General features: G+C 70.9%; 10 protein-coding genes. 8 read left to right on the top strand and 2 right to left on the bottom strand.

Going from position 1 to position 11,230, the window contains the following annotated elements:
- Positions 1–1,107: AsmA family protein (locus ACFQ4O_RS11095; protein ID WP_378775759.1), on the bottom strand; the 1,107-nt coding region annotated here is incomplete at its 3' end.
- A gap of 166 nt (positions 1,108–1,273) precedes the next feature.
- Between ACFQ4O_RS11095 and ACFQ4O_RS11090 the strand changes: the two genes are divergently transcribed.
- From ACFQ4O_RS11090 to ACFQ4O_RS11080, 3 genes are all read left to right on the top strand, one after another.
- Positions 1,274–1,756, top strand: a complete 483-nt coding sequence (locus tag ACFQ4O_RS11090) for an acyl-CoA thioesterase (RefSeq protein ID WP_378775758.1) — start codon at positions 1,274–1,276, stop codon at positions 1,754–1,756.
- A 162-nt stretch (positions 1,757–1,918) separates the two neighbouring features.
- Complete coding sequence (locus ACFQ4O_RS11085) at positions 1,919–4,279, top strand: ATP-dependent helicase (protein WP_449289000.1); 2,361 nt, start codon at positions 1,919–1,921, stop codon at positions 4,277–4,279.
- Positions 4,276–5,082 carry a metallophosphoesterase family protein gene (locus ACFQ4O_RS11080; protein ID WP_378775756.1) on the top strand — a complete coding sequence of 269 codons (807 nt, stop codon included), beginning with the start codon at positions 4,276–4,278 and terminating at the stop codon, positions 5,080–5,082. Before ACFQ4O_RS11085 ends, ACFQ4O_RS11080 begins: the two co-directional genes overlap by 4 nt.
- A gap of 162 nt (positions 5,083–5,244) precedes the next feature.
- On the opposite strand, the gene ACFQ4O_RS11075 is transcribed toward ACFQ4O_RS11080, so the two are convergent.
- The gene (locus tag ACFQ4O_RS11075) at positions 5,245–5,931 is read right to left on the bottom strand and encodes an alpha-ketoglutarate-dependent dioxygenase AlkB family protein (protein WP_378775755.1); all 687 of its coding nucleotides are present in this window, start codon (positions 5,929–5,931) and stop codon (positions 5,245–5,247) included.
- A gap of 180 nt (positions 5,932–6,111) precedes the next feature.
- Between ACFQ4O_RS11075 and dnaK the strand changes: the two genes are divergently transcribed.
- The 5 genes from dnaK to pyrF all read left to right on the top strand — a co-directional run.
- Positions 6,112–8,022, top strand: coding sequence for a molecular chaperone DnaK (gene dnaK, locus ACFQ4O_RS11070; protein WP_378775754.1), 1,911 nt, complete (start codon positions 6,112–6,114; stop codon positions 8,020–8,022).
- Between the two features lie 185 nt (positions 8,023–8,207).
- On the top strand, positions 8,208–9,338 hold the full coding sequence (gene dnaJ / locus ACFQ4O_RS11065) for a molecular chaperone DnaJ (protein WP_378775753.1): 1,131 nt from the start codon (positions 8,208–8,210) through the stop codon (positions 9,336–9,338).
- A gap of 93 nt (positions 9,339–9,431) precedes the next feature.
- On the top strand, positions 9,432–10,055 hold the full coding sequence (locus tag ACFQ4O_RS11060; protein ID WP_378775752.1) for a class I SAM-dependent methyltransferase: 624 nt from the start codon (positions 9,432–9,434) through the stop codon (positions 10,053–10,055).
- Positions 10,056–10,150: 95 nt separating this feature from the next.
- The gene (locus ACFQ4O_RS11055; RefSeq protein WP_378775751.1) at positions 10,151–10,732 is read left to right on the top strand and encodes an NADPH-dependent FMN reductase; all 582 of its coding nucleotides are present in this window, start codon (positions 10,151–10,153) and stop codon (positions 10,730–10,732) included.
- Positions 10,729–11,230: orotidine-5'-phosphate decarboxylase (pyrF, locus tag ACFQ4O_RS11050; RefSeq protein WP_378775750.1), on the top strand; the 502-nt coding region annotated here is incomplete at its 3' end. The genes ACFQ4O_RS11055 and pyrF, both read left to right, overlap by 4 nt.

Raw genomic sequence — 11,230 nt, 5'->3', positions numbered from 1 at the left:
CCGCCAGTGGCCGCCCTCCGCCGCGAGATCGAGCGTCACGCCGCGGGCCACGTCGCCGGACGCCACCACGCTCGCGAGATCGAGCGTCACGGCCATGTCGAGCGGCGGCCGGGCGAAGGGGGAGAGCGCCTCGCCCAGCGCCGCGATCCGGGCGGCCGCGCCGTCGCCTTCTGTGGTGTTCCCCGTGCGGTCGAGATCGATCTGGCGGGCGGCGAGCGCCAGATCGAGCCGCGGCTTCGGCGCCAGCGTCAGCGCGCCGTCGCCCGCGAGCTTCAGGGCCTTCTCCTCCGGTCCCCGGCGCAGATCGAGCGCGGAGAGCTGAAGCCGCTCGGCGTCGCCGGCGATCTTTCCGCCCACGCGCCAGGGCTGCGGCCCGGCGCCGTCGCGCCCGGCGGGCCGCGCCAGCACGATCTGGCCGTCGAGGCGCGGGCGCTTGGCGAGCGTCAGCACGCCGTCGAGATCGAAGGTCTCGGGCCGGCCGTCCAGCGCCGCCGACAGCTTGAGGCGCAGGTTTCCGGCGGCGTCGGCCCGGCCGGTGGAGAGCCGCAGCGTTCCGGGGCCGAGCGCGCTGGCCGCATGGCCCTCGAAGCGGAACGGACCTTTCAGCGAGCCCGCTTCCGCGAAACCGGAGACGGCGGAGATCGTCACCCGCCCGGCGGGCGCGGAGATTTCCACCCGGCCGTCCTCGATCTCGGCGCGGGCGAAGGAGATGCGCTCGCCCCCGGCGCCGGCGCCGGGACCGCGCGGCGCGCGCACGGCGCCGTCCGCCCCGACCGAGAGCAGCAGCCGCGGCCGCACCAGCCGCACGCGCTCCGCGTTGAGATCGCCCCGCAGCAGCGCGCCGATGGAGAGCGTCAGCTCCACTTCGTCGGCGATCAGCCGGCCCTCGCCGTCGCCCGCCGACAGGCCGCGCACGCGCAGGTAAGGGCTCGGCAGCAGGCGCACGTCCACGGGGCCGGCGACGGTCGCCGGCGCGCCGAGCAGCGCGCCCGCCTGCCGCGCCACCTCGTCGCGATAGGCGCTCCAGTCCACGAACAGCGGCCCCACCAGCGCGGCGGCGAGCGCGAGCACGAGCGCAAGCCCCAGTGCGGTCAGCGTGTTGTTCACGACGAGCTTCCGTTGCAAGGCGTGGAGGGACGGCGGACGTTACACGAAAGCGCGGCTCCGGGTGGAGTGACGAAACGCGCTCCTGCTCCGCGCCCGTCCGGAGTCGCTTTTCACGGCCCGCTGGGCTCTAACCGCGGCCACGTCCAACAGCCCGGCCAGGGGATCCATGACCGACAGCGCCTTCGTAACGCCGCCGCTTGCGATCGAGCCGTCCTTTCTCGACCACAACGGCCACGTCAACATGGCCTATCACCTCGTGCTGGTGGACCGGGCGATCGACCTCGCCTTCTCCGCCTTCCGCGCCGGCCCCGACGAGTATGGCGCGACCTATGGCCTGACGACCTTCACCGGCGAGATGCACGTGCGCTATCTGGCAGAGATGCACGCGGGCGACGAGATCGTCGGCCGGGTGCTGCTCACGGAGGCGGACGCCAAGCGCGTCATTTGGACCGTGGAGCTTCTCCGGACGGCGGACGGCGCGGTGGTGACGACCGTCGAGGGCGTGACCCTGTCGGTGTCGATCGCGACGCGGCGGGTGACGCCGTTCCCGGACGAGCTTCAGGCGCTGATCGCGGCGCGGGTGGCGCAGGACCGGGAGGCGACCGCCGCGCTCGACTGGCGCGGGCGCGCGGTGGGCATGGCGCGCTGACAGGAACCTATGGCGAACGCAGGGCCTCGCAATCGGCGCCGTGGGGCGCCATCTTGAGCGCTGATCGCGCGCTCAGCCGAATCGGCGCGCGCGCCTCCTGATCCGATCGCCGCGAAAGACCCGACGCCGTTGTCCGCATCCTCCGCCTATCCGTTCGATCCGCTGTCCGAGGCGGACGACGTCGTTCCGGCGCCGCGCCCCGGCGGCATCGCTGCCCGCGCCGCCGCCATGGCGCGGCCGGCGGCGACGGCCGACTACCTCTCCGGCCTGAACCCGGAGCAGCGCGAGGCGGTGGAGACGCTGGACGGGCCGCTGCTGGTGCTGGCGGGCGCGGGCACCGGCAAGACGCGGGTGCTCACCACCCGCATCGCCCACATCCTCGCGCTCGGCCTCGCCCGGCCTTACGAGATCCTCGCCGTCACCTTCACCAACAAGGCCGCGCGGGAGATGCGCGAGCGCGTGGGCAAGCTGCTGGGGCAGGCGGCCGAAGGCATGCAGTGGCTCGGCACCTTCCACTCCATCGGCACGCGCATCCTGCGCCGCCACGCGGAGCTGGCCGGGCTCGCCTCCAGCTTCACCATCCTCGACACCGACGACCAGATCCGTCTGCTGAAGCAGGTGCTCTCCGCCGAGAACATCGACGACAAGCGTTGGCCCGCGCGCCAGCTCGCCTTCGCCATCGACGGCTGGAAGAACCGGGCGCTGTCGCCGAAGGACGTGCCGGCGGGCGAGGGCCAGAGCTTCGCCAACGGCCGCGGCGCCGAGCTTTACGCCATCTATCAGGCCCGGCTGAAGCAGCTCAACGCCGTGGACTTCGGCGACCTGCTGCTGGAGCCGATCCGGCTGTTCCGGGAGCACCCGGACGTGCTGGAGCAGTACCATCGCCGCTTCAAATACATGCTGGTGGACGAGTATCAGGACACCAACGTGGCGCAGTATCTGTGGCTCAGGCTGCTGGCGCGGGGCTCATCCAACCTCGCCTGCGTCGGCGACGACGACCAGTCGATCTATGGCTGGCGCGGCGCCGAGGTGGAGAACATCCTGCGCTTCGACCGGGATTTTCCAGGCGCCAAGGTGGTGCGGCTCGAACGGAACTACCGCTCCACCGGCCACATCCTGAACGCCGCCTCCCATCTCATCGCGCACAATCAGGGCCGCCTCGGCAAGACGCTGAAGCCCCAGATCGAGCTTGGCGACAAGGTGACGGTGGCCGGCGCCTGGGACTCCGGCGAGGAGGCGCGCCAGATCGGCGACGAGATCGAGGCGCTGCAGGGCAAGGGCCACACGCTGGACGAGATCGCCATTCTGGTGCGGGCCTCGTTCCAGATGCGCGAGTTCGAAGAGCGCTTCATCACGCTCGGCCTGCCGTACCGGGTGGTCGGCGGCCCGCGCTTCTACGAGCGCGCCGAGATCCGCGACGCCATGGCCTATCTGCGCGTGGTGGCGAGCCCGGCGGACGGTCTCGCCTTCGAGCGCATCGTCAACACGCCGAAGCGCGGCCTCGGCGACGCGGCGCTGAAGCAGATCACCGAGCGCTCCCGCGCCGACGAGGTTCCCATGCTGGAGGCCGCCCGGCGGCTGGTGGCGGGGCCGGATCTCAAGCCGAAGCCGAAGGCGGCGCTGAAGGAGCTGGTGCAGGCCTTCGACCGCTGGGCGGCGCTGGTGGACAACATTCCCCAGTCCGAGCTCGCCGAGCGGGTGCTGGAGGAGAGCGGCTACACCGACATGTGGACTAAGGACCGGTCCGCGGAGGCGCAGGGGCGGCTCGAAAACCTGAAGGAGCTGGTGCGCTCCATGGAGCCGTTCGAGAACCTGCGCGGCTTCCTCGAACATGTGTCGCTGGTGATGGACGTGGATTCCGGCCGCGGCGAGGACGCCGTGACCATCATGACGCTGCACGCCGCCAAGGGGCTCGAGTACGACACCGTGTTCCTGCCCGGCTGGGAGGAGGGGCTGTTCCCCCATCAGCGGGCGCTGGACGAAAGCGGCCGCGCCGGCCTCGAGGAAGAGCGGCGGCTGGCTTACGTGGGGCTGACCCGCGCCCGGCGGCGCGCCAAGGTGTGGTTCGCCTCCAACCGCCGCATCCACGGGCTGTGGCAGTCGTCGATCCCGTCCCGCTTCCTGGATGAGCTGCCGGAAACCGACGTGGACGTGGTCGAGGCCCCGGCCGCGTACGGCGGCGGGTCCTATGGCGGCATGGGCGGCGCCCACGGGGCCAGCCGCTTCGACAAGGCGGAGCCCTTCACCTCGACCTACGACACGCCGGGCTGGCGCCGGGCGCAGGACAACCGCGCCGCTGCCTCGCCCGGTCCCGGCGCGCGCCGGGGCGGCCCGCTCACCATCGAGGGCGAACTGGTGGCCTCGTCCTCCGCGCCGCGCTCCGCCTTCGCGGAGGGCGCGCGGGTGTTCCACCAGAAGTTCGGAACCGGCACGGTGGTGGAGGTGGACGGCAACAAGCTGACCGTCGCCTTCGACAAGGCCGGGCACAAGCGCGTGGTCGACAGCTTCGTCAAGGCCGCGTGAAGCTCTACGCCGTCTCCGATCTTCACCTGTCCTCCGCCGTGAACCGCGCGGCGCTGGCGACGTTCGACGCGCGGCCCGAAGACTGGCTGATCGTGGCCGGCGACGTGGGCGAAACCGAGGACCATCTGAACCTCGCGCTCGACACGCTGCAGCCGCGCTACGCCCAGCTCGTCTGGACGCCGGGCAACCACGAGCTCTGGCGGCTGCCGCGCTCCTCGCCCGGCGGGGTGGAGCGCTACGAGCGCATGGCGGCGCTCTGCCGGGCGCGGGGCGTGCTGACGCCGGAGGACCCCTATCCGGTGGTCGCGTTCGGGGACCGGACCGTGCGGATCGCGCCGCTGTTCACGCTGTTCGACTACAGTTTCCGGCCGGACCACGTGGCGCTGGAGGACGTGATCCTCTGGGCGCGCGAGGACGGCATCGGCAGCGTGGACGAGGTGCGGCTCGATCCGGCGCCCCATCTCGATCGCGCCGCCTGGTGCCGGGCGCGCTGCGCGGAGACCGAGCGGCGGCTTGACGCCGCCTGCGCCGACGGGCTGCCCACCGTGCTCGTCAACCACTGGCCGCTGCGGCCTCAGGACGTGCGCCTGCCGAGCATTCCGCGCTTCGCGCCCTGGTGCGGCACGACCCTGACCCGCGACTGGCCCACGCGCTTCAACGCCTGCGCGGTCATCTACGGCCATATCCACATGCGGGGCGTGAAGCGCGAGGCCGGCGTCGCCTATCACGAGGTCTCGCTCGGCTATCCCCGCGACTGGGAGGGCCGGGTGGAGCCGAGGGACTGCGTGCGGCCGATTCTGTGAGCTACGCCGTCCTGCCCGCGCCTTCGCGCGTGCGCCGCTGCCCTCTTCGTCATGCCCGAGCTTGTCTCGGGCATCCACGACTTCGGGCCGCTCGCGGGTACAGGAAGTCGTGGATACCCGCCTGCGGCGGGCATGACGAAGAGGGGCTGAGCAGAGCCCCCTTCACGGCCGCGTCACGCGGCGCAGCGTCAGGTTCAGGCGGCCGCCCTGCGGCAGCAGGTCGGAGGTTCCGGCGATCACCCGGTCGACGCCGTGGAAGGCGAGGCGGGCCTCGCCCGCGAGCGTCATGGCGTCGCCGGAATGGAGCCGGAACGAGCGCGTCGGGTCGTTCCGCTTAAGCCCGCCGATGCGGAACAGCGCCGAATCGCCCAGCGACAGCGACACCACGGGGGCGTCGAAGTCCTGCTCGTCCCGGTCCTGATGCAGCCCCATGCGGGCGCCCGGCGCGTACCAGTTCACGAGACAGGCTTCGGGCGGATGGGCGTAGCCGCCGAGCGCGGCCCACGCGTCGAGCAGCAGCGGCGGCAGAGCGGGCCAGGGCCGGCCGGTTTCGGGATGGGTCGGCTGGTAGCGGTAGCCGTCCCGGTCGGAGACCCAGCCGAGCGGGCCGAGATTGGTCATCCGCACGGAAAAGGGCTGTCCCGTCCGTGGCATGGTCGGGGTGAACAGCGGCGCGTCGCGGACCGCCTCCCGCAAGGCGTCGAGCAGCGCAAGCTGGGCGTCCGCGTCCAGATAACCGGGATGGACCCGCGCGCCGAGGCAGGTGAACGGCTCCGCCGCGCTGGCGCGCCCGAGCGGAAGGGGGAGCGCGGCGGGCGCGTCCGGATCGTTCGAATTCGAACCGCTCACGCCCGTGTCATCTCCCGCCTTGCGGCCCCGAAATCGCCTCCTTATATACCCGCCGACCCCGCGAAATCGCGGATTTTTCAAGGAACCGGCGGGCCGCATCTCGTCCCAACGGGCGTCGTGCGCAAGGTCGCTACGGGGCCGCTCCGGTTCGCTTAACGCGTGAGAGAGGACTTCAGACTCATGGGCAAGGTCATCGGCATCGACCTCGGAACCACCAACTCCTGCGTCGCCGTGATGGACGGGTCGCAGGCCCGGGTCATCGAGAACTCCGAAGGCGCGCGCACCACGCCGTCCATCGTCGCCTTCGTCGACGGCGGCGAGCGCCTCGTGGGCCAGCCGGCCAAGCGGCAGGCGGTGACCAACCCCGACAAGACCATCTTCGCGGTGAAGCGCCTCATCGGCCGCCGCTTCGACGACCCGACCGTCGAGAAGGACAAGAAGCTCGTCCCCTACAAGATCGTGGCCGGCGGCGACGGCGACGCCTGGGTCGAGGCGGACGGCAAGTCCTACTCCCCGGCGCAGATCTCCGCCTTCACCCTGCAGAAGATGAAGGAGACGGCCGAGGCCCATCTCGGCCAGAAGGTCGATCAGGCCGTCATCACCGTCCCGGCCTACTTCAACGACGCCCAGCGTCAGGCCACCAAGGACGCCGGCCGCATCGCCGGCCTCGAGGTGCTGCGCATCATCAACGAGCCGACGGCGGCCGCGCTCGCCTACGGCCTCGACAAGAAATCCGCCGGCGTCATCGCGGTCTACGACCTCGGCGGCGGCACCTTCGACGTGTCGATCCTCGAGATCGGCGACGGCGTGTTCGAGGTGAAGTCCACCAACGGCGACACCTTCCTCGGCGGCGAGGACTTCGACATGCGGCTCGTCAGCTACTTCGCCGACGAGTTCAAGAAGGAGAACGGCATCGACCTGCGCAACGACAAGCTCGCCCTTCAGCGCCTGAAGGAGGCGGCCGAGAAGGCCAAGATCGAGCTGTCGTCTTCCGCCCAGACCGACATCAACCTGCCCTATATCACCGCCGACGCCACGGGTCCGAAGCACCTGACGCTGAAGCTCACCCGCGCCAAGTTCGAGAGCCTGGTCGACGATCTCGTCCAGCGCACCATCGAGCCGTGCAAGGCCGCGCTCAAGGACGCCGGCCTCTCCGCGGGTCAGATCGACGAAGTGGTGCTGGTCGGCGGCATGACGCGCATGCCGAAGATCCAGGAGGTGGTGAAGCAGTTCTTCGGCAAGGAGCCCAACAAGGGCGTCAACCCGGACGAGGTGGTCGCCATCGGCGCCGCGATCCAGGCCGGCGTTCTGCAGGGCGACGTGAAGGACGTGCTGCTGCTGGACGTGACTCCGCTGTCGCTCGGCATCGAGACGCTCGGCGGCGTGTTCACGCGCCTGATCGACCGCAACACCACGATCCCGACCAAGAAGAGCCAGACCTTCTCCACCGCGGAGGACGGCCAGACCGCGGTCACGATCCGCGTGTTCCAGGGCGAGCGCGAGATGGCGGCGGACAACAAGATCCTCGGCCAGTTCGACCTCGTGGGCATTCCCTCGGCGCCGCGCGGCATGCCGCAGATCGAGGTGACCTTCGACATCGACGCCAACGGCATCGTCAACGTGTCCGCCAAGGACAAGGCGACGAACAAGGAGCAGCAGATCCGCATCCAGGCCTCGGGCGGCCTGTCGGACGCCGACATCGAGAAGATGGTCAAGGAGGCCGAGGCCAACGCCGAGGCCGACAAGAAACGCCGCGCGGGCGTGGAGGCCAAGAATCAGGGCGAGGCCCTGATCCACTCCACCGAGAAGACGCTGACCGACCTTGGCGACAAGGCCCCGGCCGGCGACAAGGCGGCGATCGAGGCGGCGATCGCGGAGCTTCGCGAGGCGCTGAACGGCGACGACGTGGAGGCCATTCAGGCCAAGACCAACGTCCTGCTTCAGGCCTCCATGAAGCTCGGCGAGGCGGTGTACCAGCAGGGCGAGGGCGCTTCCGCTGATGCGGGCGCTTCGGCCGGCGGCCAGCAGCCGAAGGACGACGTGGTGGACGCCGACTTCGAGGAAGTGGACGACAAGAAGAAGTCCGCGTGATCTGACGGCAATCATGGCGGTCTCCGGCGCGCGATCCCGCGCGTCGGGGGCCGTTTTCGCATGGTCCGGGCGCTTCGCCGCGCGAACGCCGGACGAAGGCTTGGATCGTCGGGGGCGGGCTTCGGCCGCCGTCGGGGATGACGGTGTCCGACCGCGCAGCGGCGCGGTCCGGGACGGGTGGACGGATGTCGAAACGCGATTTCTACGAAGTGCTCGAAGTGGAGCGCACCGTGACCGAGCAGGAGCTCAAGGTCGCGTTCCGCAAGTCCGCGATGCGCTGGCACCCCGACCGCAACGCGGGCGACCCCGAGGCGGAGGCCCGGTTCAAGGAGGTCAACGCCGCCTACGAGTGCCTGAAGGACCCCCAGAAGCGCGCGGCCTATGACCGCTTCGGCCACGCCGCCTTCGAGCAGGGCGGCGGCTTCGGCGGCGGCGGGCCCGGCGGCGCCGACATGTCGGACTTCATGTCCGACATCTTCGAGAGCTTCTTCGGCGGGGGCGGCGGCCGCGGCGGTCGGTCCTCCGGCGGGCGCGAGCGCGGCGCGGACCTGCGCTACAACATGGAGATCTCGCTGGAGGACGCGTTCCTCGGCAAGACCGCCCAGATCCGCATTCCCACCAGCGTGACCTGCGAGGCCTGCTCGGGCACGGGCGCCAAGCCCGGCTCCAAGCCCCGCCAGTGCGGCACCTGCGGCGGCGCGGGCAAGGTGCGGGCGAGCCAGGGCTTCTTCCTGATGGAGCGCACCTGCCCCACCTGCGGCGGGCGCGGCGAAATCATCGACGATCCCTGCGACGCCTGCTCGGGCGCCGGCAAGATCACCCGCGAGCGCACGCTGGAGGTGGCGATTCCGCCCGGCGTCGAGGACGGCACCCGCATCCGCCTGAGCGGCGAGGGCGAGGCCGGGACACGGGGCGGCCCGTCCGGCGATCTCTACATTTTCCTGTCGATCGAGCAGCACCCGCTGTTCCAGCGCGACGGCGCGGACCTTTATTGCCGCGTGCCGATCGAGATGACGACGGCGGCGCTCGGCGGCTCGTTCGAGGCGCCCACCATCGACGGCGGCGGGGCCAAGGTGAAGATCCCCGAGGGCACCCAGTCCGGCATGCAGTTCCGCCTCAAGGGCAAAGGCATGCCGGTGCTGCGCTCCAAGGAGGTCGGCGACATGTACATCCAGGCGGTGGTGGAGATTCCCCAGAAGCTCACCCGCCGCCAGCGGGAGCTGCTGGAGGCCTTCGCCGCCGAGGCCTCCGAGGCGAACCATCCGGAGTCGAACGGCTTCTTCAGCCGGGTGAAGGAGTTTTTCGGCGGAACGTGACGTCGGCGCACTTGTCACAACCGCGCTATCTTGTTTGTCGTAAGACTCGAACGCATCATCGGCGCCGCGTCACGATCCGGAGCACCGTCCCATATGCTTGAACCCGCCCGGACTTCGCAGCGGCGCCTCGGGTCCGCCCGCAAGCGCATCGATCTGGCCGACGAGGCCCGCTTCCTGAAGTCATGGTTCGACAAGCCGCTCGTCACCGGCGCGGTCAGTCCCTCCGGCAAGGCGCTCGCCCGGATGATGGCGCGCTACGTGGAGCCGGAGCACGACGGCAAGGTGCTGGAGATCGGGCCCGGCACCGGCCCCGTCACCGAGGCGCTGCTGGAGCGGGGCGTGGCGCCCGAGCGGCTGGTGCTGATCGAGTTCAACGAAGAGTTCGTGCCGCTGCTGCGCCGGCGCTTTCCGGGCGCGACGGTGGTGCAGGGCGACGGCTACGCCGCGCGCGACACGCTGGCCGGCCTCGTGGACGCGCCGCTCACCGCCACCGTCTCCAGCCTGCCGCTGCTGACCAAGCCCGTGCGCCAGCGCGTGGCGCTGCTGGAGCAGTGCTTCGACATGTCCCGCGCGGGCGCGCCCTTCATCCAGTTCACCTATGGCCTCGTGCCGCCGATCCCCCGTGAGGCGATCGGAAGCATCACCACCGCGGGCTCGCCGCGGGTGTGGATGAACCTGCCGCCGGCGCGCGTCTGGACCTACCGTCGCTCGGCCTGATCCTCCCGCGCGGTTGAAACGGACTTCGCTCCTGCCGTAAGGAAGCCTGTCGTCGCGCGGCCGTCGCCGCGGGCGCGAAGCCGTGAGGAAACGCCATGACCGCCCCCAAGATCGTCGTGCTGGCCGGATCCATCCGCTCGGGCTCCATCAACGAGAAGCTCGCCGCCGTCGCGGCCGAGGCGCTGCGCGACGCGGGCGCCGAGGTGTCGCACATCTCGCTGAAGGACTACCCGCTGCCGATCTACAACGGCGACCTGCAGTCGGCGGAAGGGATCCCGGACGCCGCCAAGGCGCTGGTCGATCTGTTCGTCGCGCAGCAGGGCGCCTTCGTGGTCAGCCCGGAATACAACGCCAGCTTCACGCCGCTGCTGAAGAACACGTTCGACTGGATGTCGCGCGTCACTCTCGAGGGCAAGCCGCCGCTGCCCGCGTTCAAGACCAAGGCCTTCGCGCTCGGCGCGGTGTCCGGCGGCGCCATGGGCGGCTATCGCGGCCTGACGCAGCTGCGCGCCTACATGGAACTCGGCCTCGGCGCGCTGGTGCTGCCGGAGATGGTGGCGGTCGGCAACGCCGGCGAGGCGTTCACGCCCGAAGGCGGCCTCGCCAACCCCCGCACCGCCGGCTTCCTGAAATCCGTTGTCGGCGGTCTGGTCGAGCACGCCGGACGCTTCGCATGACCGTGCGGGACGTGCGCGACCGGCTGATCGTCGGGCTCGACGTCGCGACCGTCGAGGAGGCGGAGGCCATGGTGCTCCGCCTCGGCGACACGGTGACCTTCTACAAGATCGGCTTCGAGCTGGCGCTGGCCGGCGGCCTCGTGCTGGCGGAGCGGCTGGCGGGGTCCGGCAAGAACGTGTTCGTGGACCTGAAGCTGCACGACATCGGCCAGACGGTGGAGAAGGCGACGCGGCAGGTGGCGCGGCTCGGCGCCACCTTCCTCACCGTGCACTCCTATCCCCAGACGCTGAAGGCCGCCGCCGCCGGCCGCGGCGACAGCGGGCTGAAGGTGCTCGGCGTGACGGTTCTGACCTCGTGGGACGCCGCCGACGTGGCCGAGGCCGGCTTCTCCGACACGCCGGAACGGCTGATCGCCCGCCGCGTGGGCCACGCCCGCGCCGCCGGCGTCGACGGCGTGATCTGCGCGCCGACCGACCTCGCCATCGTGCGCGACGCGG

The organism is Methylopila musalis (assembly GCF_042679725.1).
GTDB lineage: Bacteria > Pseudomonadota > Alphaproteobacteria > Rhizobiales > Methylopilaceae > Methylopila > Methylopila musalis.
Note: the sequence above shows the minus strand (reverse complement) of the source record. Positions and strands in the feature narration are given on the sequence as shown.

Excerpts from the sequence above, each read along its gene's own strand:
- ACFQ4O_RS11090 (WP_378775758.1), top strand. The coding sequence starts at position 1,274 with ATGACCGACAGCGCCTTCGTAACGCCGCCGCTTGCGATCGAGCCGTCC.
- dnaK (WP_378775754.1), top strand. The coding sequence starts at position 6,112 with ATGGGCAAGGTCATCGGCATCGACCTCGGAACCACCAACTCCTGCGTC.
- dnaJ (WP_378775753.1), top strand. The coding sequence starts at position 8,208 with ATGTCGAAACGCGATTTCTACGAAGTGCTCGAAGTGGAGCGCACCGTG.
- ACFQ4O_RS11060 (WP_378775752.1), top strand. The coding sequence starts at position 9,432 with ATGCTTGAACCCGCCCGGACTTCGCAGCGGCGCCTCGGGTCCGCCCGC.
- ACFQ4O_RS11055 (WP_378775751.1), top strand. The coding sequence starts at position 10,151 with ATGACCGCCCCCAAGATCGTCGTGCTGGCCGGATCCATCCGCTCGGGC.